Source organism: Pseudohaliea rubra DSM 19751 (assembly GCF_000764025.1).
Taxonomy (GTDB): Bacteria; Pseudomonadota; Gammaproteobacteria; order Pseudomonadales; family Halieaceae; genus Pseudohaliea; species Pseudohaliea rubra.
This window is the reverse complement of the sequence record NZ_KN234747.1, coordinates 1-25,298: the sequence shown is the minus strand read 5'-3', so window position 1 is coordinate 25,298 and position 25,298 is coordinate 1. Positions and strand designations below refer to the sequence as shown.

Below are 25,298 nucleotides of genomic sequence, written 5' to 3'. Positions count from 1 at the left end.
CGCCGCGCCGACGGGCTCACGGCCCCGGGGGGCCGATCAGTGCTCGCTCGCGGGGCCGCCTATGGGCGTGGTCGGCTTGTCACCATCCGTCGCGCGATCGTCACCATCGACGGCACTCGGGCCGCTGGGGCCGCCACTGCTGCCGCCCCAGCCCTCGGGCTCGCGCGGCTGCCGGCCGGCCATGATGTCATCGATCTGGCCCGCATCGATGGTCTCGTAGGTCATCAATGCCTCAGCCATGACATGCAGCTTATCGATGTTTTCCTCAAGAATCCGCGTCGCCGTGGCGTAGCACTCATCGATGATCGAGCGCACTTCCGCATCAATCTGCTTGGCGGTCTCGTCGGACATGGCGTTGTGCGGCTGCGCGGCACTGCGGCCGAGGAAGGGTTCATCGCCGCCCTCGTCGTAAAGGAGCGGACCCATCTTCTCGGACAGGCCCCACTTGGTGACCATGTTCCGGGCCAGCTCCGTAGCACGCTGAATGTCGTTGGACGCCCCGGTAGTAATCCCGTCCTTGCCGAGGGTCATTTCCTCGGCGATGCGGCCACCGAAGAGGCTGCAGATCTGGCTGACGATGTGCCGCCGGCTATGACTGTAGCGGTCCTCCTCAGGCAGAAACATGGTTACACCCAGCGCGCGGCCCCGGGGAATGATGCTGACCTTGTAGACAGGATCGTGCTCGGGAACAAGCCGCCCGACAATGGCGTGACCGGCTTCGTGATAGGCCGTATTCCGCTTTTCGTGCTCGGACATGACCATGGACTTGCGCTCGGCGCCCATCATGATCTTGTCCTTGGCGAGCTCGAACTGGGTCATGCCCACGGTACGGACGCCGGCACGGGCAGCAAAGAGCGCAGCCTCATTAACCAGGTTGGCGAGATCCGCGCCGGAGAAGCCAGGACAACCGCGGGCAATACGTGAGGCATCCACGTCTTCGGAAAGAGGCACCTTGCGCATGTGCACTTTGAGAATCTGCTCCCGGCCGCGGATGTCAGGAAGCCCCACGACGACCTGGCGATCAAAGCGGCCCGGGCGCAACAGCGCGGGATCGAGGACGTCCGGGCGGTTGGTGGCAGCAATAACGATGACGCCATCGTTGACCTCGAAGCCGTCCATCTCTACCAGCAGCTGGTTCAGCGTCTGCTCACGCTCGTCGTGGCCGCCGCCGAGGCCGGCGCCCCGGTGTCGGCCGACAGCATCGATCTCGTCGATGAAGATGATGCAGGGCGCCTGCTTCTTCGCCTGCTCGAACATGTCGCGTACCCGGGAGGCACCCACACCCACGAACATCTCGACGAAGTCGGAACCGGAGATGGAAAAGAAGGGCACCTTGGCCTCGCCTGCAATCGCCTTGGCAAGGAGCGTCTTACCGGTGCCGGGCTGGCCTACCATAAGCACGCCGCGGGGAATGCGACCGCCCAGCTTCTGGAACCGGCTCGGGTCACGCAGGAATTCAACGAGCTCCTGAACATCCTCCTTGGCCTCGTCGCAGCCGGCGACGTCGGCAAAAGTGGTGGTGATCTGGTCTTCACCCAAAAGCCGGGCCTTGCTCTTGCCAAAGCTCATCGGCCCGCCGCGACCGCCGGCGCCGCCCTGCATCTGGCGCATGAAGAACATGAACACCGCAATAATGATGAGGATCGGGAAGCTGGCGACGAGCAGCTGCGTCCAGACAGACTGCTGCTCCGGCTCGCGGCCCTCGACTTCGACGTTGTGGGTAAGGAGGTCATCGATAAGCTTCGGATCCTCGACCATCGGCCGGGTCGTCTCGAAGTAGGAGCCGTCATAGCGGGTGCCGTTGATCGTCAGGCCGTCAATGACCACCTTCTCAACGCGATCCTGCTGGATCTCCTCGATGAATTCGGAGTAGACGAGACGCTCCGTGGGGCTCTGCATATTGAAATTGTTGAAGATCGACAGCAGGACCGCCGCGATCACGAGCCACAGGAGCAGATTTTTTGCCATGTCGTTCAATGCCGTTACCTCTCGTTGCCGGCGCCAGCGGCGCCGCGCGGCGGGCACCGCCGCGTGATTTCCACCCCAGTATAGCGCATGAGCTGGCCGGCCCCAGCCGCCACCTGCAGTCTGTTGCTACGCATTTCAGGCCGCAGCGTCTCTGACCTCTATGATGTCGGGGCATCCAGCGGGTTTTCAATGGCGCCGATGGCCACGAGGTAAACTTCCCGCGAGCGCGGCCGGGACGCCGCCGGCTTGCGCGTATGCACCCGCTCGAAGCCGCTACGGGCGCTGGCAAGCAGCGTATCGAAGCCCTCGCCCTGAAAGACCTTGCAGGCGAAGGCGCCGCCGGGGCGCAGCATGCGCCGGGCGAGGTCAAGGGCCAGCTCGGCGAGCAGCATGGCCCGAGGTTGATCCACGGCGGTCATGCCGCTCATGTTCGGGGCCATATCGGAAAGCACAACGTCTGCCCCCTTGCCCGCAAGTTCGCCACAGATCGCATCAAATACCGCGTCTTCCGTGAAGTCCCCCTGGATGAAAGTCACGCCTGCCAGGTTGTCCATGGGCAGGATATCCGAGGCCACCACACGCCCGCTGTCACCGACCAGCTCCGCCGCCACCTGCGACCAGCCGCCCGGCGCGCTGCCGAGATCCACCACGGTCATGGCACGCCGGATGAGCCGGTCCCGCTGCTGGAGTTCAAGCAGTTTGTAGCAGGCCCGGGAGCGGTAACCCTCGCGCTGCGCGCGCTGGACGTAAGGGTCTTCCCGATGTTCCCGCAGCCAGGCCTTGCTCGACGAGCGCTTTTTAGCCATCAGCGGCCACCCTTTCCGTCGTGGGCGCGGCTCGTGTAGACTGCGCCGCCCCGGCGCGAGAGACCTCCAACGATGGCAACGCCTTCACCCAGCAAGCAGCAGCTGCGCCAGTGGCGCGCCCTCGGGCACCGGCTGAAGCCCGTGGTCACGGTGGCCGGCAAGGGCGTGAGTGACGGTGTTCTGGCGGAGCTGGAGCGCGCTCTGGCTGACCACGAACTGATCAAGGTCAAGGTCGCCGCCGGCGATCGGGATGCCCGGGCCGCTGTTGCGGCTGCGCTCTGTGAGGCCAGCGGCGCCCTGCTCGTGCAATCCATCGGCAATGTCCTGCTGCTACTGCGGAAGAACCCCGAGGCAGATCCGCGCCTCTCCAACCTCCAGCGCACACTCTGACGAGCGCACGCCACCGGCCGCGGTGCTGCGCCCGGCTGGCCCGGGCCTCAGACGTGCCGGACCTCGTCGATCTCGTACTCGATATCGCCGCCCGGCGCCCGCACCACGACCACATCGCCCTCCTCTTTGCCGATGAGGGCCCGGGCGATCGGTGAACTCACAGAGATGAGGTTCTGCTTCACGTCTGCCTCATCGTCGCCGACGATACGGTAGGTAACGGTGTCGTCGCTCTCGGTGTTGATCAGGGCAACGGTGGTACCGAAGAGGACCTTGCCGGTCCGGGGGAGTCTGGTCACGTCGATGACCTGAGCGTGAGAGAGCTTGTCCTCGATGTCCATGATCCGACCCTCGACGAAGCTCTGCTGCTCCCGGGCCGCATGGTACTCGGCGTTTTCCTTGAGATCACCGTGTTCCCGGGCCTCGGCAATAGCCTGGGTAATGCGTGGACGCTCGGTTTTTTTCAGGTGCTCAAGCTCCGTGCGCAGCGCCGCCTCGCCCTGGACGGTCATCGGTACCTTGTTCATCGGTGCATGCTCCCGTGGAGATCCTGCAGCCGCCGCACGGCCTTGTCACTCCCCTGCTTCAGCGCCAGGCAGATCGCTTCGGCGGCCGCAAGCGTCGTCGTGTAGAAGACCCGGTGCGCCTCGGCGCTTGCCCGGATCGGTGCCGAGTCGGCGATGGCCCGCCGACCCTCGGTCGTGTTGATAATAATGTCTGCCTCGTCGTTCTTGATCATGTCGACGATATGCGGACGACCCTCGAGGACCTTGTTGACGCGGCGCACTGTCAAACCCGCAGCCTCCAGGGCGCGGGCGGTGCCGCCGGTGGCAACAAGCTCGAAACCGAGCTCCGCCATCTGCCGGGCCACTTCCACAGCGCCGGGCTTGTCCACGTCGCGGACACTGACCAGCAGCGTGCCACTGCGCGGCGGCGGATCACCCGCGGCCAGCTGGGCCTTGGCGAAAGCGCCGGCGAAGGTCTCACCGGTGCCCATGACCTCCCCGGTGGACTTCATCTCCGGGCCCAGAATCGGATCGACGCCCGGGAATTTGTTGAAGGGCATTACCGCCTCCTTCACGCTGAAGAAGGGCGGCACGATCTCCTCCGTGAAACCCTGGTCGGCGAGGGAGGTGCCGGCCATACAGCGAGCTGCCACCTTGGCCAGAGACACGCCGATACACTTGGAGACAAAAGGCACCGTCCGCGACGCGCGCGGGTTGACCTCAATGACGTAACTCTCGCCATCCTGCCACGCGAGCTGAACGTTCATCAAGCCGCGCACCCCGAGTTCCAGCGCCATACGCCGCACCTGCTCGCGCATCGCGTCCTGGACCGCCGGCGGCAGGCTGTAGGGCGGGAGAGAACAGGCGGAATCCCCCGAGTGCACGCCGGCCTGTTCGATGTGCTGCATGATCGCGCCGATCACCACCGTCTCCCCGTCGGAGACCGCGTCGATATCCACCTCGATGGCCGCGCTGAGGAAGCTGTCCAGCAGTACCGGCGAATCGTCGGACACGGATACCGCGTCCTTCAGATAACGCAGCAGGTCCTCCTCCCGGTAGACGATCTCCATGGCGCGGCCGCCGAGCACATAGGAGGGCCGCACGACCAGCGGGTAGCCGATGCGTTCCGCCGCGGCCAGCGCCCCGTCGACGCTGCGCACGGTGGTATTGGCCGGCTGGCGCAGGTCCAGCTTGGTGATCATCTGCTGGAACCGCTCCCGGTCCTCAGCGCGGTCGATCGCGTCCGGTGTGGTGCCGATGATCGGCACGCCCGCCGCCTCCAGGGCGCGGGCCAGCTTGAGCGGCGTCTGGCCACCGAACTGCACGATGACTCCGGTCGGCCGCTCCAGCTGGACGATCTCCAGCACATCCTCGAGGGTCACGGGCTCGAAGTAGAGCCGGTCGGAGGTGTCGTAGTCCGTCGATACGGTCTCCGGATTGCAGTTGACCATGATGGTCTCGTAGCCGTCTTCGCGCATGGCGAGTACGGCGTGCACGCAGCAGTAGTCAAACTCGATACCCTGGCCGATGCGGTTCGGGCCGCCGCCAAGCACCAGGATCTTGGGCCGATCCGAGGGCGCCGCCTCGCACTCCTCCTCGTAGCTGGAATAGAGATAGGCGGTGGCCGTGGCGAACTCGGCCGCGCAGGTATCGACACGCTTGTAAACGGGGCGCACGCCCTGCTCCTGCCGGTGATTGCGCACCTCCGCCTCGCTGACGCCAAGCAGCACCGCAAGGCGCGCGTCGGCGAAGCCCTTGCGTTTGAGGGCAAAGAGCCGCGCGGCGTCGAGGTCACGCAAGGCCTCCGCCTTCAGGCTGTTTTCCGTACGGACGATATCCTCGATCTGCACCAGGAACCAGGGATCAACGCCGGAGTAGCCATGGACCTCTTCCACAGCCATGCCCGCGCGGAAAGCGTCGCCCAGGTACCAGATTCGATCCGGGCCCGGGTTGGTCAGCTCGCCGATGAGTTCGTCACGCAGGTCCGGATTGTCGACGTCGATGCGGTGCTCAAAACCAACGGAGCCCACCTCGAGACCGCGCAGCGCCTTTTGCAGGGACTCCTGAAAGGTGCGCCCCATGGCCATGACCTCACCCACAGATTTCATCTGCGTGGTCAGCCGCGAATCCGCGGCGTTGAACTTTTCGAAGGCGAAGCGAGGGATCTTGGTGACAACGTAGTCGATAGAGGGCTCGAAGGAGGCCGGCGTGGCGCCACCGGTGATCTCGTTCTGCAGCTCGTCCAGGGTGCAACCCACGGCAAGTTTGGCAGCCACCTTCGCGATGGGGAAACCGGTGGCTTTGGAGGCCAGCGCGGAGGAGCGGGACACCCGCGGGTTCATTTCGATCACAACCATGCGGCCGGTTTTCGGATCGAGGCCGAACTGTACGTTGGAACCGCCGGTTTCCACGCCGATCTCGCGCAACACCGCGAGGGAGGCGTTGCGCATGATCTGGTATTCCCGGTCGGTAAGCGTCTGCGCCGGCGCCACGGTGATGGAGTCACCGGTGTGCACGCCCATGGCGTCGAAGTTCTCAATAGAACAGACAATAATGCAGTTGTCCTTCCGGTCCCGGACCACCTCCATCTCGAACTCTTTCCAGCCGATAAGCGACTCGTCGATGAGCAGTTCGCTGGTCGGTGAGAGGTCCAGGCCCCGGTTGCAGATCTCCTCGAATTCGTCGCGGTTGTAGGCGATCCCGCCACCGGAGCCGCCCATGGTGAAGGACGGCCGGATAATGCACGGGAAGCCGATGTCCTCGAGCACCGCATAGGCCTGCGCGAGGGTATTCGCGGTCTGGGCGCGCGGCGTCTCGAGGCCGATGCGGCGCATGGCCTGGTCGAACAGCTCGCGGTCCTCAGCCTTGTCGATGGCCTCCTTGCTGGCGCCGATCATTTCCACGCCATGGGCCTCGAGAACCCCTTCCCGCGCCAGATCCAGCGCGCAGTTGAGAGCCGTCTGCCCGCCCATGGTGGGGAGCAGCGCATCGGGCTTCTCGGCCTCGATGATGCGCTCCACCGTCTGCCACTCAATCGGCTCGATGTAGGTGGCGTCGGCCATGGACGGATCCGTCATGATCGTAGCCGGGTTGGAATTTACCAGGATGACCCGGAAGCCCTCCTCCCGCAGCGCCTTGCAGGCCTGGGCGCCGGAGTAGTCGAATTCGCAGGCCTGGCCGATGACGATGGGACCGGCGCCGAGGATGAGAATACTTTGAATGTCTGTACGTTTCGGCATGGCGTCAGTTCCCCGCGCCGCGCGCGGCCATAAGCTCGATGAAGTGATCGAAGAGCGGAGCCGCATCGTGCGGCCCCGGACTCGCCTCCGGGTGCCCCTGGAAACTGAAGGCGGGCCTGTCGGTGCGATGGATGCCCTGTAGAGACCCGTCAAAGAGGGAACGGTGCGTGACCCGCAGGCAGTCCGGCAGCGCGGCGTCGTCAACGGCGAAGCCGTGATTCTGGCTGGTGATCAGCACGGTGCCGGCCTCGAGGTCCTGCACCGGGTGATTGGCGCCGTGATGGCCGAACTTCATCTTCACCGTGCGCGCGCCACTGGCCAGGGCCAGCAGCTGGTGGCCGAGGCAGATACCGAAGATAGGGACTTCGCTTTCGAGCAACTCCCGGATCGCAGTGATGGCATAGTCGCAGGGCTCCGGATCACCGGGGCCGTTGGACAGGAAAACGCCATCCGGCGCCAGGGCGAGGACTTCACTGGCCGGGGTCCCGGCCGGCACGACCCTGAGCCGACAGCCGCGATCCGCCAGCATACGCAGGATGTTGCGCTTGACGCCGAAATCATAGGCGACGACGTGGAAGCGCTGTTCGCTCTCCTGAAACTGACGGAAGCCGCTGCCAAGCGCCCAGCCGCCCTCGGTCCAGCGATAAGCAGCAGCCACGGTGACTTCCCGGGCGAGGTCCGCACCGGCAAGCCCCGAAAAAGCCTGCGCGGCGGCAATGGCCCCTGCCTCATCCGCAGCGGCCTCACCGGTCACAAGGCATCCCCCCTGCGCGCCCTGCTTGCGCAGGTGGCGGGTCAGCCGACGCGTGTCGATGCCGGCGATGGCGACGACACCCTGATCGCGCAAGTACTGGTCCAGAGGCCGCGTACTGCGGAAACTGCTCGCCATGAGCGGCAGGTCGCGGATTATCAGGCCCGCGGCCCAGACAGCGCGGGACTCCTCGTCCTCGGCATTAGTGCCCGTGTTACCGATGTGCGGATAGGTCAGGGTGACCAGCTGCCGGGCATAGGACGGGTCGGTGAGGATTTCCTGATAGCCGGTCATGGCGGTGTTGAAAACCACCTCGCCGACGGCACTGCCCTCGGCGCCGATGGCGCTGCCGCGGAACAGGGAACCGTCGGCGAGGGCAAGAAGGGCAGGGCTGGACAATGAAACCTCCGCTCAGTGGGGCCTCGGCACCCGTCGAGCGGCCGCAAAAAAGCGAGATGAGTTGCCCTGCATCTCGCTTCCCGTGACGTGCTCCGACGCAGCGCGGCGATGGCACGGCTTGTGATCTATCTGGAGAACCAGAGCGCTGGCAAGACCAGCGCGCTTAGCCCGCGGATTGTAGGGGATGGCCCTCCCGGTGTCCAGAAGAAGCCGCCTGCGGCAGGGCCGTCCCGTCCCAACGCGACCCGCGGGCCCGCTCAGGCTGTCGCCGGGGGTGCCGCCGCTGCCCAAAGCGCTGTGCCTACAAGGCCGGCGGCGCATGCCCTATCATGCATGAGTCCCTCCCCAGGAAGTCGCAAGGAACTGCCATGGCGTACGTCGACGGTAAACGGGCCGCAGTCACCGGCGCCGCGCCCACCCTGGGCGGCCGCGACCTGGCCATCCTGCTGTTCGCGCTGATCGCCACGGCGATCGGCCAGTCGCTGGTATTCGCAGTACTCGCGCCCCTCGGCCGGGAGGTCGATCTCTCGGAGCTGCAGATAACGTCCATCATCGCCATTTCGGCGCTGGTTTTCGCCCTCGGTTCGCCGCGCTGGGGGCGCTTTTCCGATCGCGCGGGCCGCAGGCCGGTGATTATCACCGGCCTGGTCGGCTACACCATCGGCACGGTGCTTTTCTCTTCTGTGTTCTGGGCTGGCCTCGCCGGCCTCCTCAGCGGGATCGGGCTGTACACAGTGGCCCTCGTGGCCCGCTGCGCCCAGTCCGTGATCATGTCGGCGACCACTCCGGCCTGCACCGCCTATGCAGCAGATCACACCACGCCCGCGGCGCGCACCCGGGCCATGGCCAGGCTCGGTACCGCCAACAGCATAGGCATGATCCTGGGCCCGGCCATGGGCGGCGCCTTCGCCGCCCTAGGCCTCCTCGCCCCGCTCTACTTCGCCGGCGCGCTCACCGCCGTCGCCGCCATCGTGGTCTGGCGACTGCTGCCGAAGATTCCCGCCGACGAGCGGCGCAGCCACCGCCGCGCGCGGCTGCGCTTCACGGACCCGCGGGTTCGGCTTTATATTTTCACGGCCGTGGCGCTGTTCACGGGATTCTCGGCGATCCAGCAGACCCTGGGCTTTCTGCTTCAGGATGCCCTGGATCTCGACAGCATCGGCACCGCCCAGTACTCGGGCGCGGCAATGATGATCTCTGCCCTCTGCGCCTTCGCCATCCAGCTCACGGTAATGCAGCGGCTGAAACTGGCGCCGGGCACGTTTATGCGCCTCGGGCTCCTCGCTACCCTCGCCGGCGCCGCTTTCATCGGCTCAGCGCAGGGTTTCGGACTCATTGCCGCCGGCATGGGCTGCCTCGGTGCCGGCCTGGGGCTGACCATGCCCGCGGTCACAGCCGGCGCCTCTATTGCCGTCGGGCCCGAAGAACAGGGAGGGGCGGCAGGGCTCGTGGGCGCCTGCCCGGCCATCGGCTTCGTCAGCGGCCCGCTCATCGGCGGCGCCCTCTACCAGGTCTCGCCGGCACTGGCGCCGCTGTTCAGCGCAGTGGTGTTTTTCCTGAGCCTGGTGACCCTGGCCCTGGCGGACCGCTGAGGGCCTTACGCGGCGAGCCGATCCAGCGCCGCACGAAGGCCCCCGGGAATAGCGACAGCCCGGCTGGACGCCCGCTCTACGAACACGTGCACAAAATGACCGTGGGCGCAGGCGGTGTCCTCACCGGCACGGAAGATCGCCACACCGTAGCGCACGGAGCTGTTGCCAAGGCGGTCCACACGCATACCAACCTCGATGGCTTCGGGGTAGGTGACCGGGGCGAGATAATCGCAGCCGGAGCTGACCACGAAGGCCACGATGGTGCCGCCGGCGATGTCCAGACCGCCCTCCTCGATAAGATAGCGATTTACTGCGCTATCAAACCAGGCGTAATAGACAACGTTGTTCACGTGCCCGTAGATATCGTTGTCCGCCCAGCGCGTGCTCACCGGGTAGAAGACCCGGTAAGCGCCGCGCCGCGGCTGCTCCCGCTCACTCACGCCGCCGCCCCGTGCGCCGCCCGGTAGATGGCCAGCGCATCCTCCCGCGCCACCTCCCGGGGATTGTTCACCAGCAGACGCTGCTGCAGCATGGCGTCGTCGGCGAGCATGGGGAGGTCGTCGGCCGACACCCCGGCCTCCGCCAGCGTAGCCGGGAGGGATACGTCGGCGATGAGCTGGCGCAGGCCGGCAACGAGGATCTCGGTAACGGCCTCGGGGCTACCCTCCACGGGCCTGCCGAGGACGAGCGGAGCCAGCTCTGCATAGAGCGGCGCCGCCACAGGGGCATTGAACGCAAGCACACTGGGCAGCACCAGGGAGTTACTCAGGCCGTGGGGGATGTGATAGTGCCCACCGAGCGGGTAGGCCAGGGCGTGCACCGCCGCCACCGGCGCATTGGCAAAGGCCTGTCCAGCCTGGAAAGCGCCGAGAAGCATCGCCGAGCGTGCCTCGAGATTGTCACCGTCGAGGACCGCTGTGCGCAGATTGCCGGCGAGGAGTTTCAGAGCGCTGCGCGCGAGGTGATCGGATACGGGATTTTTCCTGTGCCGCGAGGTGTACGCCTCGATAGCGTGCACCATGGCGTCAATACCGGTCATGGCTGTCACTCGCGGCGGCAGGCCGAGGGTAAGCGCCGGATCGAGGATCGCTCTATCGGGCAGCAGCACCGACGAGGACACGCCGGCCTTGGTGGTCTCGCCGGTGGTGATCACCGCCACCGGCGTTGCCTCCGAGCCCGTGCCCGCTGTCGTCGGCACGAGCAGCAGCGGCAGCCGACCGCCGCGGACCTGGTCGACGCCGTAGAGCTCCGCGAGCCCCTGGTCGCCGCCAAGGAGCACGGCCACGACCTTTGCCGTGTCCATGGAACTGCCGCCACCCACAGCGATCACGCCATCTACCCCCGCGGCCCGGGCCTGCTCGACACAGGCGAGCACCACCGCCTCCGGCGGGTCCTCACACACCTCAGCAAAGCGCGTAACCACAAGGCCGTCGCCCGAAAGCAGGGCCTCAAGGGGGGGCACGAGGCCGAGCCCGACGAGACCCGGGTCGGTCACCAGCAGCGGCCTCGCAACGCCCAGGGCGCGGCAGTGGACGGCAAGCTCCCGGGCAGCGCCCGGGGCGAACACCAGCTGCGGCACCGTAGTGAAGGTGAAGGCGTCCAAGGTCAGCCGCCCAGGGTGAGGATAACCTTGCCGCGCGCGCGGCGTTCCATCATGCAGGCGTAGGCGTTCTGGAAGTCCGCCAGGGGGAAGACATCGGTCACTGCGGCCTTCAGCTCGCCGCGGGCGAAGAGCGCCCAGACCTCCTCGGTGTTCTGCCGGGCAACCGCCGGCTCCTCGCCCAGAAAGCGGCCCCAGAACACACCGACGATAGCGCAGCCCTTGAGCAAAGCCAGGTTCAGGGGAATGGAGGGAATCGGTCCGCTGGCAAAGCCGATAACCAGGTAGCGGCCGTTCCAGGCCATGCCGCGCAGCGCGGGCTCGGCGTAGTCGCCGCCGACCGGGTCGTAGACCACATCGACGCCGCGACCGCCGGTCAGCTCCCGGATAGCCTGCTTGAGGTCCGTGTCGCTGTAGTTGATGGTCTCGTCGGCGCCGAGCTCGCGGCAGAACGCGAGCTTGTCGTCGGAGCTGGCGGCCGCGATGACCGTCGCGCCCATCTGCTTGCCCAGCTCGACGGCGGTGCTGCCGACGCCCCCGGCGGCGCCGAGCACGAGCATGGTCTCTCCCGCCTTGAGCTGCGCGCGCTGCTTGAGCGCGTGGTAGGAGGTCAGGTAGGTCATAGCGACACCGGCGGCCTGCTCGAAGTCGAGGCCCTCGGGCACGGGAAACACCGCGTTCTCGTTAGCCGCTACCTGCGCACAGAAGGCGCCGTGGCCGGTCATGGACAACACCCGGTCTCCGACCTTGAAGCGCGTGACCTTGTCACCTACGGCGAGCACCTCGCCGGCACACTCGCCGCCGGGCACGAAAGGCAGCTCCGGCTGGAACTGGTATTTGCCCTGGATGATGAGTACGTCGGGGAAGTTGAGGCCGGCGGCCTTCACGCCGATAAGCACATCGTGCTCACCGACCTCGGGCTCGGGCCAGTCGTCGACCAGCTCGAGCTTCTCGGGGAGACCGTGCTCCCGGCATAGCAGTGCCTGCATATTATCTTCTCCTGCCTGAGCGCGACCAAACCACCAGGGCGCCGCCGCGCGGGGGTTTCGCCGCTAGAGTACCTCGAAGAGGCCTGCGGCTCCCATGCCGCCGCCCACGCACATGGTAATCACCACATACTTGACGCCGCGGCGGCGCCCCTCGAGAAGCGCGTGGCCGATCATGCGCGAACCGCTCATGCCGTAGGGATGTCCGATAGAGATGGCCCCGCCGCTGACATTCAGCTTGTCGTTGTCGATGCCAAGCTGGTCGCGGCAGTACAGCACCTGCACAGCGAAGGCCTCGTTCAGTTCCCACAGTCCGATATCGTCCATAGTGAGACCGTGCTGCTTGAGCAGCTTCGGCACGGCGAAAACCGGGCCGATGCCCATTTCGTCGGGCTCGCAGCCGGCGACAGCAATACCGCGATACAGCCCCAGTGGTTCCAGGCCCTGCTGCTCGGCGAGCTTCGCCTCCACGAGCACCTGCGCCGACGCGCCGTCGGAGAGCTGAGAGGCATTGCCAGCGGTAATGGTCCCGCCATCGATTACCGTCTTCAGGCCCGCCAGTCCCTCGGCAGTGGTAGCGCGGACACCCTCGTCGGCACTCACTGTGACCTCGGCCTCGGACTGCTCGCCGGTTTCCTTGTCCCAGGTGATGCGCCGGCAGGTGACCGGCACCAGCTCGTCGGCGTAGCGACCGGCCTCGTAGGCTGCGGCGGTGCGCTGCTGGGACTGCAGCCCGTACTCGTCCATGGCATCGCGGCTGATGCCGTAGCGCCGGGCCACGATCTCGGCCGTCTGCAGCATGGGCATATGAATATCCGGGTGCATGGCGACCAGTTCCTCATCGACCATCCTGTGCACGTTCATGTGCTCGTTCTGCACCAGGGAGATGGACTCGAGGCCGCCACCGACAACACAGTCCATGCCGTCGTGCTGGATCTGCTTCGCCGCCGTAGCCACGGCCATAAGCCCGGAGGAACACTGACGGTCGATGGTCATGCCGGCCACGGTGACCGGCAGACCGGCGCGCAGAGCAATCTGCCGGGCGATATTCTGGCCCGTGGCGCCCTGCTGAAGGGCCGCACCCATGATCACGTCGTCCACGGCGGCCGGGTCGATGCCGGCACGGCGCACCGCCTCGGTAACGGCCGCTGCACCGAGGCTCGCGCCGGCCAGATTGTTGAAGCCACCCCGGTAGGCCTTGCCGATCGGGGTTCTTGCGGTGCTGACGATAACCGCGTCTCTCATGCTGTTCTCCCTGCGGGGTGCGCCCGCATCAATCGAGTTTGATACCGAGGCCTTCGGCGGCCTGGGTAAGCATCTTCGCGGTCTGCTCGAAGCCGGCGTTCAGAGCGCGCTCACCGGCCGTGGCGGTGATCTCGTCCCAGTGGGCGGCGATTCCCTCAGGCGTCTGTTCAGCCTCGGGCAGCCAGCGTCCCTCGGTCTCGACGATCTTGGCGACCGCGTAGCTGCCGGCGCCAGCGGCAAGGATGGTGCGTGCGGGGCTGTCCTCGCTGACCAGGTACAGGACCGCCGGGGTAACCGTTTCCGGGGTGAGCAGCTCGAAGGCCTTCTCCGGCATCAGCCCCTCCGTCATACGCGTGCCGGCGGTCGGCGCCAGGGCATTGATGCGGATGTTGTACTTGGCGCCCTCCTGGGCCAGCGTGTTCATCATGCCGATGACGCCCATCTTCGCCGAGCCGTAATTCGCCTGGCCGAAGTTGCCGTAGAGACCCGAGGACGAGGTAGTGACCACGATACGGCCGTACTCCTGCGCCTTCATGATGTCCCAGACGGCCTTCGTGCAGTAGACCGTACCCAGAAGGTGCACGTCGAGCACCAGACGGAAGTCCTCCATGGAGCCCTTGCCGAAGCTCTTGTCGCGGAGGATGCCCGCGTTGTTCACCAGGATATCCACCCGGCCCCAGGCGTCCATCGCCTGCTGCACCATGGCTTCGACCTCGTCAAACTTCGCGACATTGGCGCCGTTGGCGATGGCCTCGCCCCCGGCTGCCTCGATTTCCGCAACCACGGCCTGCGCCGCCTCGCTGGAACCCCCGGTGCCGTCCTTGGCACCGCCAAGATCGTTGATCACGACCCTCGCGCCGCGCGCAGCCAGTGCCAGCGCGTGGCTGCGCCCGAGCCCCTGGCCGGCGCCGGTCACGATAGCCACCTTGCCGTCATAGCGAATCGTCATTGCCTCTGCTCCTTGTCTCGTTGCCGGTCGCGGGCGCGCCTAGCCGCATACCATCATGGAAAGCCACTCGGCGACCAGCGCCGGCGTATCCTCACCTTCTATCTCCACCGACACCGCCTGCTTCATGAGGAAGCGGTTGTCGTCCTTCTGGCTGACATCGACCACCTCGGCGTGCACGCGCACGCGCCTGCCGGCGCGCACCGGCGCCAGGAAGCGGATCTTGTCGAAGCCGTAGTTGATGCCCATGACCATGCCCTCGGGGTAGACACCCTGCCCCTCGCACAGCTTCACCAGCATGGACAAGGTCAGGAAGCCGTGGGCGATGGTACCGCCGAAGGGTGTCTGTGCAGCCTTTTCCTCGTCGATATGGATGAACTGGTGATCTTCGGTGCAGTCGGCGAAGGCGTTGATCCGGTCCTGGTCGATGGTCACCCACTCGCCCGGCGGAAACGTCGTGCCGACCTGGGCAAGCATCTGGTCTTTCGGTACTACATTCACAGCCATGACTCAGCTCCTGTTATCAGTTGTCGGGCGCGCAGCGCAGACTCAGCCGTCGCGGAAAGTCGCGTTGACATCATCCTGCCTGGCGTACTTCCTGAGTTCGTGACGCCCCACTACCATGCGGTGGACAGCGTCCGGACCGTCGGCAAGGCGCAGCGTGCGCTGCCCCATGTACAGGGTCGCCAGCGGCGTATCCTGAGAGACACCGAGGCCACCGAACATCTGGATGGCCTCGTCAATCACGCGCAGCGTCACGTTCGGCACGGCGGTCTTGATCATGGAGATCCAGATCCGCGCTTCCTTGGGATCGCGGTGGTCCATCATCCAGGCCGCCTTGAGCGTGAGCAGGCGCGCCTGCTCGATGTCCATGCGCGCATCAGCGATGATGTCCACGTTGCCGCCGAGGCGCGCCAGGGGCTTGCCAAAGGCCACGCGGGTGGTTGCGCGCTCGCACAGAAGCTGCAGTGCCTTTTCGGCAGCGCCAAGGGCGCGCATGCAGTGGTGGATGCGACCCGGGCCGAGGCGACCCTGGGAAATCTCGAAGCCCCGGCCCGGACCGAGGATGATGTTGTCTTTGGGCACGCGCACATTGTCGAAGCGCAGATGCATGTGCCCGTGGGGCGCATCGTCCATGGAGAAGACATGCATCGGGCGCAGGATCTTCACACCGGGCGTAGCCAGCGGCACCAGGATCTGGGACTGCTGCTGGTGCTTCGACGCATCGGGGTCAGTCTTGACCATCACGATCATGATCTTGCAGCGCGGATCGCCGGCGCCGGAGATCCAGTGCTTCTCGCCGTTGATCACCCATTCGTCGCCATCGAGCTCGGCACGGGTGCAGATGTTGGTGGCGTCCGAAGAGGCGACGTCCGGCTCGGTCATGGCGTAGGCGGAGCGAATCTCGCCCGCGAGCAGCGGCTCCAGCCATTGCTTCTGCTGCGCCTCGCTGCCGTACTTCGCCAGCACCTCCATATTTCCCGTGTCCGGCGCCGCGCAGTTGAACACCTCCGAAGCGATGTGAGACTTGCCCATCTCCTCGGCGAGGTAAGCGTACTCCACGGTGCTCAGCCCCGAGCCGCGCTCGCCCTCGGTGAGAAAGAAATTCCAAAGACCCCGCTCCCGGGCCCTGGCCTTCAGGCCCTCCATGATTTCTGTCTGCCGCGCCGTGAACTGCCAGCGATCGCCGCTGGCAACTTCCGCGAGGTATTCCTCCTCGAGGGGCGCAATCTCCTCAACGATGAAAGTCTTGACCTGCTCAAGCAGGGGGGCCAGTCGTTCCGTAATACCGAGATCCATGGTGCTCTCCTTGTGTCAGTGCCCGCCGGCGACGGGGCTCAGAAACCGCTCAGAGCCGCGAAACGGTCGAGGTGGTAATGACTGTCGCCGTAGAGGTGCTGCAGTACGCGGGCGCGCTTGATGAAAAAGCCGATGTCGTATTCGTCGGTCATGCCGATGCCACCGTGCAGCTGGATGCCCTCATTGGTCGCGAGCTCCGCCACCTGGCAGAGCTTGGCCTTGGCGGCGCTGGCGCGCAGGGGAAGTTCCTCCCCGGCATCGATGGCGCGCAGGCCGTCGAGCACCACGGAGCGGGCGAGTTCGAGCTCAGCAAAGAGCACCGCAGCCCGGTGCTGCAGCCCCTGGAAACTGCCGATGACCCTGCCGAACTGCTTGCGTTCCTGCAGGTAGGCCACAGTCCGCTCGAAGGCCTCCGTCGCGAGGCCCAGGAGCTCCGCTGCCAGGCCGATGTTGATCATATCGAGCGCACGCTCAAGACCGGGCCAGGCCTCGCCGGGAGCACCAAGGCAGCAGGCCTCGGGCACCTGCACATCGCGCAGGATCAAGGCGCCGGCGTTGCGCGAGTCGACAACGCTTCGCCGCTCTATCTGGAGACCCTCGCTGCCGGCCTCCACGAGGAAAGCGGAGAGCCCGTGGTGATCGGCGTGATGGCCGTCCAGGCGGGCGACCACGATGAAGGCGTCGGCCACATGAGCGTCGAGGACCAGGCACTTGCTGCCATCGAGCACGTAGTGGTCGCCGACCCGGGTGGCCTTCATGGCCGTCTGCAGCGGCGCATGATGCCGGCGCTCCTGCAGCGCGAGGGTCACGATACGCTCACCGGCAGCGATCGCCGGCAGCCACTGTTCCTTCTGTGCCCCGCTGGCCAGCTCCGTGATGACCGTAGCCCCGACCAGCACCGCCGCCTGCAGCGGCGAGGGACTGAGGTGCCGGCCCGCCTGCTCGAGAACAACACCGAGGCCTGTATAGCCATAGCCGAGGCCACCATACTGCTCGCCGATAGCGATACCGGTCCAGCCCATCCCGGCCATCTCACGCCAGACGGCCGGCTCGTAGCCAACCTCGTCGTCCCGGTCGCGCAGGGCGCGCAGATGGGCCACGGTAGCCCGGTCCCCGAGGAAGCCGGCGGCGGCGTCACGGAGCATAAGCTGTTCTTCATTAAGTACGAGAGTCACGGTGCGCTCCTTCTGCTCAGGCGTCGGGCAGGCCGAGCACGCGCTTGGCCACAATGTTCAGCTGCACCTCGCTGGTGCCGCCCTCAATGGAGTTGCCCTTGGAGCGCAACCAGGCCCGGGCTGTCTGGCCACCGTGGTACACGTCGCCGTCCCAGCCAAGCGCCGGCTCGCCGCCCACGGCGAGGTTCAACTCGTTGCGGCGCTTGTTCAATTCCGTGCCGTAGTACTTGAACATTGAAGAGGCAGCGCCAAGGCCCTGACCGGCCTTCACTTCATCACCGGCCCGGGCCATGGTGCGGGCAAAGCAGTGGGCGTCGAGCTGGTACTGGGCGATGGCCTGGCGCAGGCTGCTGCTGGCGAGCCGCCCGTCGCTGTCTGCGCCGATGAACTCAAGCGCCTGCTCGCCCAGGGGCCGGCCCGTGGCGGCGCCGAAGCCGGAGATCATTTCCCGTTCGTGAGTGAGCAGGTACTTGGCAATGGTCCAGCCCTTGCCAACCTCGCCGACGAGGTTGCGCTTCTCGGCGCGGGCGTCATCAAAAAATGTTTCACAAAAAGGCGAGGCGCCGCTGATCAGGCGTATCGGGCGGGTGGTCACGCCAGGCTGGTCCATGTCAAAGAGCAAGAAGCTGATACCCTCGTGCTTGGGGCCGCTGTTGTCCGTGCGCACCAGGCAGAAGATCCAGTCGGCCTTGTCGGCGTAGGAGGTCCACACCTTCTGGCCGTTGATGAGGTAGTGATCGCCCTGGTCCTCGGCGCGGGTCTGCAGGCTGGCGAGGTCCGAGCCGGCCCCCGGCTCGGAATAGCCCTGGCACCAGCGGATCTCGCCGCGGCAGATAGGCGGCAGGTGCTCCCGCTTCTGTTCTTCCGTGCCGAACTGAAGCAGCGCCGGGCCGAGCATGGAGATGCCGAAGCTGTCCAGAGGCTTGCGGGCGTTGATGCGCGCCATTTCCTCCCGGAGCACGCGCAGTTCTTCGCCGGCGAGGCCGCCACCGCCGTATGCTTTCGGCCAGTGCGGCACAGTCCAGCCGCGCTCGGCCATGCGGTCGCACCAGCTTTTCTGGTCGGGGTGGGCGATTTCCGGGTTGCGCCCGCCCATGTAGTAGTCCTCGAAGCTGCGCACCGGCTCACGCATGCTGGCCGGACAGTTCGTCTCCAGCCATTCCCGGGTTTCCTGGCGGAAGGTATCGATAGCGGTCATGGGCACGGGCTCCGTTTTCGAGACTGCTGGACACATAACGGGCCCAAAGCATGCAGCAGCCCCGGAGCTGGCTCAAGTATTTTTTTGAACTTTAAGTATGTTTTTGCATCTCTTAGGTATTTCTTCAAAATCGGCATCAAGGCAGAAGAAACCTAAAAGACATTGCATAAATGTAATGCGCCTCGCAAAACGCAATGACCGCGATTTTCTTGTTTTTTTTGTGATATAGCTCACGCAAAACAATGGCCTGGCGGGGATGATGGTTCTAAATTCTGTCTGCAAGTGCGGGCACGACACCCGAACTAAGGTAAAGAAATTCGGCTGAAAACCTTAAAATGTGTCGTGGCACCGCAGCAGCTCAGACACAGCATCGCAGGTGACCATGCGCACGCTACTGATCGACGCCAGAACCAACCAGCTCTGCCACCGTGGCCAGCGCAGCCGCGTGCGCCCTCTGATCGTGGAGCTGGCGCTCTACATCGGCCGGCGCGGCGCCGGCTCCGTGATTCCCAAAGAGGAGATCGCCAGCCACGTCTGGCCACGCAAACTCGTTTCCGATGAATGCGTGCTGCAGGCTATCTCTGAGCTGCGCAAGCACCTGCGCAGCCTCGGGCTGGAGGCTCCCCTCAGCACCATCCGCAAACGCGGGCTGCTGCTGGAGCCGGGCCACCGCTTCGTGCCCATGGCGGCCGGCAGCAGCTGCCCGAAGACGCCCGAGGGGCGACTGCCGGAAGGGGTCAACGGCTGTCCCTGCAACCGCTACGTGATCGATCCACAGCTGGAGCGCAAGGCGCGGGAACTGGAAGCGTCCGTCGAGCCCCTGGGCCAGCCGTTCTTCAAGTTGGCCTGAACAATGGACAACCACCCCGAAATCGTCGTCAACGAACTCCCGGCATCCTGGCCGGAGGATTACGGCCCCCGGCAACGGGACATCCTGCGCACCCTGGGCGCCTGTGGCCGTGAACGGCACGACCGGCGCTGGCTCGACGCGGCGACTCGACGCACGCTGGACAACTTCGCAGTGCAGTACTTTCTTCGCCTGATGCATATCCTGGGCGTCGAAGACAGCGCCTATCTGGATCGTCTCGGGGCGCTCTCCGCCGCCCTTGCCACCGCAGCGGGCATGGTCGACGCCTTCGTGAGCAATATCCAGCTGGCTGCGCCCCTTCACGACATCGGCAAAATCGGCGTGCCCGACGCCACTCTCAGCAAGGCCGGCCCACTGGACCAGGACGAGCGGAAAATCATGCGGCAGCACTGCGAAACCGGCTACGATCTGCTCTACGACGAGAGCCTGCCCGTCATGAAGATGGCCGCGGTCATCGCCCGGCACCACCACGAACGCTGGGATGGCGGCGGCTACCCCGACGGCCTCGCGGGCGACAGCATCCCCCTCGCCGCACGCATAGTCAGCATCTGCGAGGCCTGGCTCGCCCTGGTGAGCGAGCGCCCCCACCGCCCCGCCTGGACCCGCGAAGACGCCCTGGCTCACATCCGTGAAGAAGGGGGCAAGCAATTTGACCCCTACCTGGCACGCCATTTCGCGCGCCTGCCTGCCGTCATCGGCACCCTCTGAGCAACCGCTGGAGGCAGACGGCTCGCGCCGGAGGAGCCGCTGGGCTATGATCGTCGTTCTGCAAGCGTTCGCTACCGGACACCATGACCACACCGACCAAGCCCGACCGCGCCCTGCTCGAGCGGTGGCTGCGGGACTGCCACGTTGCCTTCGAACACTGCGGCGAATGTGAGGCCCTGCATATCGTCGCCATCCAGAACCTTGACGGCGTCGTCGACAGCCGGCTGTTCCTCGAGCATTACGGCCTGCTGTTCACGACCGAGCTCGAAATCCGGCCCATGGCCATGCTGGCGCTGACCGCGGATATCGGCCGTCTCAGCCTCGACTACCCGACGCTGAAGCTGTTCCTGGACATCGTCGATGATGCCACGCCGCAGCTGGTGATCGCGGGGGTGCTGCCCGCGGGCGCAGGCCTGACCAGCGCCCAGTGCGCCAACTTCCTTTCCCTGACCATGGAGGGCACGCGGCAGCTCGCCGCCGAGTGCCTGGACCTCGACTACCTGTTCCCACAGAGCAGCAAGGCACGCAGCGGACCCAGCCGGGCGCTGCACTAGCGCTACCGAACACCTATAAAAGCTACCCGCTGGTAGCATTGACTCACTCTGTGCTAGGGTTTTGTGCTGAGCTATAAAAAGGACAACGCTCGATCATGCACAGCTTTTCTGTGGACCGCGTCGCGATCCACCACGGCGACAAGTGGCAGCCCCCCTTTACGACCCCTGCGGCACTCTTCGCCGGCTTCGACCCCAGCCACTTCGAAAGCGTTCGACACGAACTCCCGGCGGCCACTTACCCGGCAAGCAACGACCGGCTCCTGGTCCCCCTACGCTTCGGCGGCTGTCCTTACGCCTCAATAGATCGCGACCGGGACCAACACCACCCCCGCTACGACGCCGCTCGACAGCAAGGAGAAACAGCATGACGGAAGCCCTCGCCACCAGCGCGCTGCGAGACAGCAGCAGTGGGACGCCGGTCAACTTCGACGCCACGGACCCGACAATCCTCGCCGACCCGTACCCGGCCTTTGCCGCCCTGCGGGCACGGGAGCCGGTGGCCTTCACGGACGGTGGCTTCTGGATTGTCACCCGCCATGAGGATGTGCGCGGGGTCATCATCGACAAGCGAAACTTCGGCCAGGGGGACTTCGTGCGCAACATCCAGCTCCACTACGGACCGGAGTTCGATGTGCTCGCCCAGCCCGGCTACCGCTGGCTGTCAGAAGTGTTCGTATACCAGGACCCACCGCAGCACACGCGCATCCGTGGACTGGTGACCCAGGCCCTCACGGCGCGGCGCGTGCGCGCCATGCGCCCGGACGTCGAGGCCATCACACACCGGTTGCTGGACCGGGTGATCGACGACCGGCAGATGGAATTCATCCACGACTTCGCCTATCAGCTACCGACGCTGGTCATGTGCGACATGCTCGGCATCCGCGAGGACGAGATGGCGCCAGGGCTCCTTGAGCAACTGAACCAGGCCATCGCAGACTCCTTTCTCGTGTTCGAGATGCGCGCCCTGCCCGCCGCGGAGCTGGCGCTGGCGAACCGGCAGATCGAGTTCCTGGAGTCCTTCTTCGGCGAGGTTCTTGAGGCGCGCCGCCGGCGTCCCGGCGACGACCTCGCCACCGGCCTGCTACAGGCCCGGGACGGTGACAGCCAGCTCACGGAGCGGGAGATCATCACCGTCGCCATCGGCCTCTTCGGCGCAGGCTTTGAGACCACGGCGCACATGCTCGGTAACGGCCTGCTGGCCTTTGCCCGCAACCCCGCCGAGTGGAGCAAGCTCGTCGCCAACCGGGAGCTTGCACCATCCGCCGTGGAAGAGATCCTGCGCTACGAGAGCTCTCTCATCGCGACCTACCGCACGGCCTTCCACGACACGCCCGTGGGCAACCGGCTAATCCGTGGCGGCGAGCGGGTGCTCGCACTGCTCGCTGCTGGCAACCGGGACCCGGACGTCTTCCCGGAGCCGGACCGCTTCCACATCGAGCGTGAGGGTGCCCGTCACCTCACCTTCGGCGGCGGCATCCACTACTGCGTCGGCGCCGAGCTCGCACGGCTCGAGGGCGACGTGGCCTTCCGCGCCCTCGCCGAGCGCCTGCCGCGGTTGGAAGCCGACAGCAGCGACCCGGCATGGCGGCCGGGCTTTCTGTTCCGCGGCCTCGAGCGCCTCCCGGTGGTCTGGTAAGCCGCCGGGGCCAGCCTCCCCGGGCCGGGCACGGCACCGCCGGATCGCCCCCGGGACAACCCTTGATGCACATCAACGCTCCCGGGCGCGGGGCGCGCCCCGCTGCGCTATGCTGGCGGAAGACAACGTCGCTCGAGGAAGGAGCTACCATGACTGACAGCCTGCGCGAGCGAGCCCCCGCCCCCGCCGCCGAGCCCCTGCCAGCGGATGCTCTCTACCGATCCTGCCCGCTGGAGCCGCTCGGCTTCGACAGTACCGCGGAGCTCGAACCGCTGGCCTTCGAGCTGGGCCAGGAACGGGCTCTGGAGGCCCTGGACTTCGGCCTCGCGGTCGACGGCCACGGCTTCAACATCTTCCTTGCCGGCAGCACCGGCAGCGGCCGCCGGGAGCTCCTGCAAGGCCTCCTCGAACGGCAGCGCGCCGCCCGCGCCGAAGCGCCGGAGGACTGGTGCTACGTCAACAACTTCGACGATCCGGGTAAACCCCTCGCCCTGCGCCTGCCCCCGGGCCGGGGCCGGCAGCTGCGCAGCGCCATGGCCGAAGCCGTGGAGGAGCTGCTGACGATCCTCCCGGCGACCTTCCAGGGCGACGAGTACCAGACGCGGGTGCAGGAACTCGGCGAGCACTTCCAGGAACGCGAGTCCGAGGCCTTCCAGGCCCTGGCCGAAAAGGCCTCAGAGCAGGGCGTGGCAATGCTGAAGACGCCCTCAGGCTATACGCTCGCCCCCCTGAAGGACGGTGAGGTTCTGGCGCCGGCAGCTTTCGAGAAACTGCCCGAAGCGGAGCGCAAGGCCACCCTGGAGGCCATCGACAGGCTGAAGGAGGAACTCAAGAGCGTGGTGCGCCAGCTGCCCGGCTGGAAGAAAGAGAGCCTCGACCGCTTCCGGGAATTGAACAGCGACTTCTGCCGCCAGGCGGTCGCACCGGTATTCGAGCGGCTTCGTGCTGACTACCGGGACCTCCCCGCGGTGCTTGCGTGGCTGGCCACGGTGGAAGCCGCCGCCATGGAGGAGGCGGAATCCTTTACGCAGCAGCGCGAGGATTCCGCCATCCCGGACAACCTTCACCAGCGGGTACGGGAGTTCCCGCAGTACAGCATAAACGTGCTCATCGACCACGCTGACAGCGACGGGCCGCCGGTGGTGCACGAGGACAATCCGACCTTCGCCAATCTCCTCGGCCGCGCCGAACAGGTGGCAAAGATGGGCACCCTGGTGACCGACTTCACCATGGTCAAGGCCGGCGCCCTGCACCGGGCGAACGGCGGCTACCTGGTGCTCGAGGCCGAAAAGGTGCTCAGCAGCCCCTTCGCCTGGACAGCCTTGAAGCGCACGCTCCGCGCCCGGGAGATCCGCATCCAGTCGCTGGACCAGGCCTTCAGCTTCGCCACCACCGTACAGCTCGAGCCCGAGCCGATCCCCCTGGCCGTCAAGGTCATCCTTCTTGGCGACTACCTCACCTGGTTCCTCCTGCAGGAATACGACCCGGAGTTCGCCACTCTGTTCAAGATCACCGCAGATATGGCACCGGACGTCGCCCGCTCGCAGGACAGCACCCGGCTGTTCGCACGTTTGCTGGCGACGGTGCAACGGCGGGACGGGCTTCTGCCCATCGAGCGCGACGGCGTCGCCCGCTGTGTGGAGCTGGCCGCGCGCCTCACCGGCGACGGTGGTCGCCTGGACCTGCACCAGGGGCGTCTCGGCAAGCTGCTGGCCGAGGCAGACTTCCTCGCCCGTCGCGCGGGCGCAGAGGCAGTCCGCGCGGAGCATGTCAGCGCCGCCGTCGCAGCCGCCGATCGCCGCCTCGGGCAATGGCAGGAGCGGGCCCGGGAACAGATCCTCCGCGAGCGCACCCTGGTCGCCACCGACGGCGACGCCGTAGGGCAGGTCAATGGCCTTGCCGTGCACGCGCTCGGGGAATACCGCTTCGGGCTGCCCACACGGATCACCGCGACCGCACGCCTCGGCAGCGGCAAGGTTCTCGACATCGAGCGCGAGGTCGACCTCGGTGGCAAGGTCCATTCGAAAGCCGTACTCATCATCAGCGCGCTTCTGGCCAACCGCTGGGCCCGGGAACGACCGCTGCCGCTGGCGGCGACGCTGGTCTTCGAGCAGTCCTACGGCGGCATCGAGGGCGATTCCGCCTCCGTGGCCGAGCTCGCAGCGCTGGTCTCGGCCATTGCAGAGGTTCCCCTGCGCCAGGACCTGGCCGTTACCGGGTCTCTGAACCAGCATGGTGCTGTGCAGCCGATCGGCGGCATCAACGAGAAGATCGAGGGTTTTTTCGACCTCTGCGCCGCCCGCGGCCTCAGCGGCAGCCAGGGCGTTGTGATGCCGGCGGCGAACCGGGACCACCTGATGCTCGCCGACCGGGTGCGCGCAGCCGTGGACGACGGCCGCTTCCATGTCTACGCCGTGGCCAGCGTCGACGAGGCCCTCGCCCTGCTCACCGGGGTAGCCGGCGGGGCCCTCGATGCCGCCATGGACGAGCGCATCGATGCCCTCCTCGCACGGGCCCGGTACTACGCGCGGAACAGCCCCGGGGAGCAGGACGATGACTGACCACCGGCCGCTGCTGGTGCCCGTCGATGACTTCGGGATCGACCCCGAGGCTCTCGCCTTCCTGGTAGAGACCGCAGCGCTGCTCGAGCGGCCGCTGCAGGTACTGCTGCTGGAGAGTACCCGCCTCTACGGCGTCGCCGATCTCACCTTCACCCGGGAGGTCACCCTGTCCGGCGCCGATGAGCGCAACCTCGAGCGTCAGCTTCTGTGGCGTCATGGCGGCCGCGCCCGTAGCGAGACCCGGGAACGGCTCGTGGAACTGGCGGCCCTGCGCCGGGTCGGCCTGGCCTTCGAGCTTCGCGAGGGCGACCGGCTTGACTGCGTCCTGCGTCCCGGGCCCGACGCCGACGGCTGGCTCGCCCGGCGCCCGGCC

At 66.3% G+C, this 25,298-nt stretch carries 23 protein-coding genes; 9 read left to right on the top strand and 14 right to left on the bottom strand.

The window, feature by feature from the left end; genetic code table 11:
* Nucleotides 1-36: 36 nt before the first annotated feature.
* Both ftsH and rlmE read right to left on the bottom strand, forming a co-directional pair.
* Nucleotides 37-1,968 (bottom strand): ATP-dependent zinc metalloprotease FtsH, encoded by a 1,932-nt coding sequence (gene ftsH, locus HRUBRA_RS02030; RefSeq protein WP_201771506.1) that lies wholly within the window; start codon nucleotides 1,966-1,968, stop codon nucleotides 37-39.
* A gap of 158 nt (nucleotides 1,969-2,126) precedes the next feature.
* The gene (gene rlmE, locus HRUBRA_RS02025) at nucleotides 2,127-2,774 is read right to left on the bottom strand and encodes a 23S rRNA (uridine(2552)-2'-O)-methyltransferase RlmE (protein WP_035514074.1); all 648 of its coding nucleotides are present in this window, start codon (nucleotides 2,772-2,774) and stop codon (nucleotides 2,127-2,129) included.
* Nucleotides 2,775-2,846: 72 nt separating this feature from the next.
* On the opposite strand from rlmE, the gene HRUBRA_RS02020 reads away from it, so the two are divergent.
* Nucleotides 2,847-3,164 (top strand): YhbY family RNA-binding protein, encoded by a 318-nt coding sequence (locus tag HRUBRA_RS02020; protein ID WP_035514072.1) that lies wholly within the window; start codon nucleotides 2,847-2,849, stop codon nucleotides 3,162-3,164.
* Between the two features lie 47 nt (nucleotides 3,165-3,211).
* Here HRUBRA_RS02020 and greA read toward each other — a convergent pair whose 3' ends face one another.
* Genes greA through carA form a run of 3 tightly spaced genes read right to left on the bottom strand, consistent with a single transcriptional unit; the run spans nucleotide 3,212 to nucleotide 8,056 of the window.
* Nucleotides 3,212-3,688, bottom strand: coding sequence for a transcription elongation factor GreA (gene greA / locus HRUBRA_RS02015; protein WP_035514069.1), 477 nt, complete (start codon nucleotides 3,686-3,688; stop codon nucleotides 3,212-3,214).
* Nucleotides 3,685-6,906: a carbamoyl-phosphate synthase large subunit gene (carB, locus tag HRUBRA_RS02010; RefSeq protein WP_035514068.1), complete on the bottom strand. Its 3,222-nt coding sequence runs from the start codon at nucleotides 6,904-6,906 to the stop codon at nucleotides 3,685-3,687. The genes greA and carB overlap by 4 nt, the downstream gene beginning before the upstream one ends.
* 4 nt (nucleotides 6,907-6,910) lie before the next feature.
* On the bottom strand, nucleotides 6,911-8,056 hold the full coding sequence (carA, locus tag HRUBRA_RS02005; RefSeq protein WP_035514066.1) for a glutamine-hydrolyzing carbamoyl-phosphate synthase small subunit: 1,146 nt from the start codon (nucleotides 8,054-8,056) through the stop codon (nucleotides 6,911-6,913).
* A gap of 368 nt (nucleotides 8,057-8,424) precedes the next feature.
* Between carA and HRUBRA_RS02000 the strand changes: the two genes are divergently transcribed.
* Nucleotides 8,425-9,648 (top strand): MFS transporter, encoded by a 1,224-nt coding sequence (locus tag HRUBRA_RS02000; protein ID WP_052094282.1) that lies wholly within the window; start codon nucleotides 8,425-8,427, stop codon nucleotides 9,646-9,648.
* Nucleotides 9,649-9,653: 5 nt separating this feature from the next.
* Here the strand turns inward: HRUBRA_RS02000 and HRUBRA_RS01995 are convergent, their stop codons facing one another.
* From HRUBRA_RS01995 to HRUBRA_RS01955, 9 genes are all read right to left on the bottom strand, one after another.
* A complete protein-coding gene (locus HRUBRA_RS01995; RefSeq protein ID WP_035514064.1) occupies nucleotides 9,654-10,088 on the bottom strand; it encodes an acyl-CoA thioesterase in 435 nt (144 codons plus the stop codon).
* Nucleotides 10,085-11,251, bottom strand: a complete 1,167-nt coding sequence (locus HRUBRA_RS01990; protein ID WP_035514062.1) for an iron-containing alcohol dehydrogenase — start codon at nucleotides 11,249-11,251, stop codon at nucleotides 10,085-10,087. Before HRUBRA_RS01990 ends, HRUBRA_RS01995 begins: the two co-directional genes overlap by 4 nt.
* Nucleotides 11,252-11,253: 2 nt before the next feature.
* Entirely contained in the window at nucleotides 11,254-12,237 is a 984-nt protein-coding gene (locus tag HRUBRA_RS01985; RefSeq protein ID WP_035514058.1) for an NADPH:quinone oxidoreductase family protein, read from the bottom strand.
* Between the two features lie 63 nt (nucleotides 12,238-12,300).
* The gene (locus tag HRUBRA_RS01980; protein ID WP_035514055.1) at nucleotides 12,301-13,479 is read right to left on the bottom strand and encodes an acetyl-CoA C-acyltransferase; all 1,179 of its coding nucleotides are present in this window, start codon (nucleotides 13,477-13,479) and stop codon (nucleotides 12,301-12,303) included.
* A gap of 28 nt (nucleotides 13,480-13,507) precedes the next feature.
* Nucleotides 13,508-14,428, bottom strand: a complete 921-nt coding sequence (locus HRUBRA_RS01975; RefSeq protein WP_035514053.1) for an SDR family NAD(P)-dependent oxidoreductase — start codon at nucleotides 14,426-14,428, stop codon at nucleotides 13,508-13,510.
* Nucleotides 14,429-14,467: 39 nt separating this feature from the next.
* On the bottom strand, nucleotides 14,468-14,932 hold the full coding sequence (locus tag HRUBRA_RS01970) for a MaoC family dehydratase (protein WP_035514051.1): 465 nt from the start codon (nucleotides 14,930-14,932) through the stop codon (nucleotides 14,468-14,470).
* Nucleotides 14,933-14,974: 42 nt separating this feature from the next.
* Entirely contained in the window at nucleotides 14,975-16,225 is a 1,251-nt protein-coding gene (locus HRUBRA_RS01965; protein ID WP_035514050.1) for an acyl-CoA dehydrogenase family protein, read from the bottom strand.
* A 38-nt stretch (nucleotides 16,226-16,263) separates the two neighbouring features.
* On the bottom strand, nucleotides 16,264-17,400 hold the full coding sequence (locus HRUBRA_RS01960) for an acyl-CoA dehydrogenase family protein (RefSeq protein ID WP_035514048.1): 1,137 nt from the start codon (nucleotides 17,398-17,400) through the stop codon (nucleotides 16,264-16,266).
* Nucleotides 17,401-17,416: 16 nt separating this feature from the next.
* The gene (locus HRUBRA_RS01955; protein WP_035514045.1) at nucleotides 17,417-18,598 is read right to left on the bottom strand and encodes an acyl-CoA dehydrogenase family protein; all 1,182 of its coding nucleotides are present in this window, start codon (nucleotides 18,596-18,598) and stop codon (nucleotides 17,417-17,419) included.
* A gap of 382 nt (nucleotides 18,599-18,980) precedes the next feature.
* Here HRUBRA_RS01955 and HRUBRA_RS01950 point away from each other — a divergent pair, with 382 nt between their 5' ends.
* The 7 genes from HRUBRA_RS01950 to HRUBRA_RS01920 all read left to right on the top strand — a co-directional run.
* Nucleotides 18,981-19,448, top strand: a complete 468-nt coding sequence (locus HRUBRA_RS01950; RefSeq protein ID WP_035514042.1) for a winged helix-turn-helix domain-containing protein — start codon at nucleotides 18,981-18,983, stop codon at nucleotides 19,446-19,448.
* A gap of 3 nt (nucleotides 19,449-19,451) precedes the next feature.
* Nucleotides 19,452-20,174, top strand: coding sequence for an HD-GYP domain-containing protein (locus HRUBRA_RS14560; protein WP_052094281.1), 723 nt, complete (start codon nucleotides 19,452-19,454; stop codon nucleotides 20,172-20,174).
* 83 nt (nucleotides 20,175-20,257) lie between these two features.
* On the top strand, nucleotides 20,258-20,728 hold the full coding sequence (locus tag HRUBRA_RS01940; protein ID WP_035514039.1) for a YbjN domain-containing protein: 471 nt from the start codon (nucleotides 20,258-20,260) through the stop codon (nucleotides 20,726-20,728).
* Between the two features lie 95 nt (nucleotides 20,729-20,823).
* A complete protein-coding gene (locus HRUBRA_RS01935) occupies nucleotides 20,824-21,096 on the top strand; it encodes a hypothetical protein (protein ID WP_035514037.1) in 273 nt (90 codons plus the stop codon).
* The gene (locus HRUBRA_RS01930; RefSeq protein ID WP_084592395.1) at nucleotides 21,093-22,364 is read left to right on the top strand and encodes a cytochrome P450; all 1,272 of its coding nucleotides are present in this window, start codon (nucleotides 21,093-21,095) and stop codon (nucleotides 22,362-22,364) included. Before HRUBRA_RS01935 ends, HRUBRA_RS01930 begins: the two co-directional genes overlap by 4 nt.
* A 149-nt stretch (nucleotides 22,365-22,513) precedes the next feature.
* Nucleotides 22,514-24,925 (top strand): Lon protease family protein, encoded by a 2,412-nt coding sequence (locus HRUBRA_RS01925; RefSeq protein WP_052094280.1) that lies wholly within the window; start codon nucleotides 22,514-22,516, stop codon nucleotides 24,923-24,925.
* Nucleotides 24,918-25,298, top strand: a 381-nt coding sequence (locus HRUBRA_RS01920; protein ID WP_035514032.1) for a hypothetical protein, incomplete at its 3' end; no start/stop codon positions are given. The genes HRUBRA_RS01925 and HRUBRA_RS01920, both read left to right, overlap by 8 nt.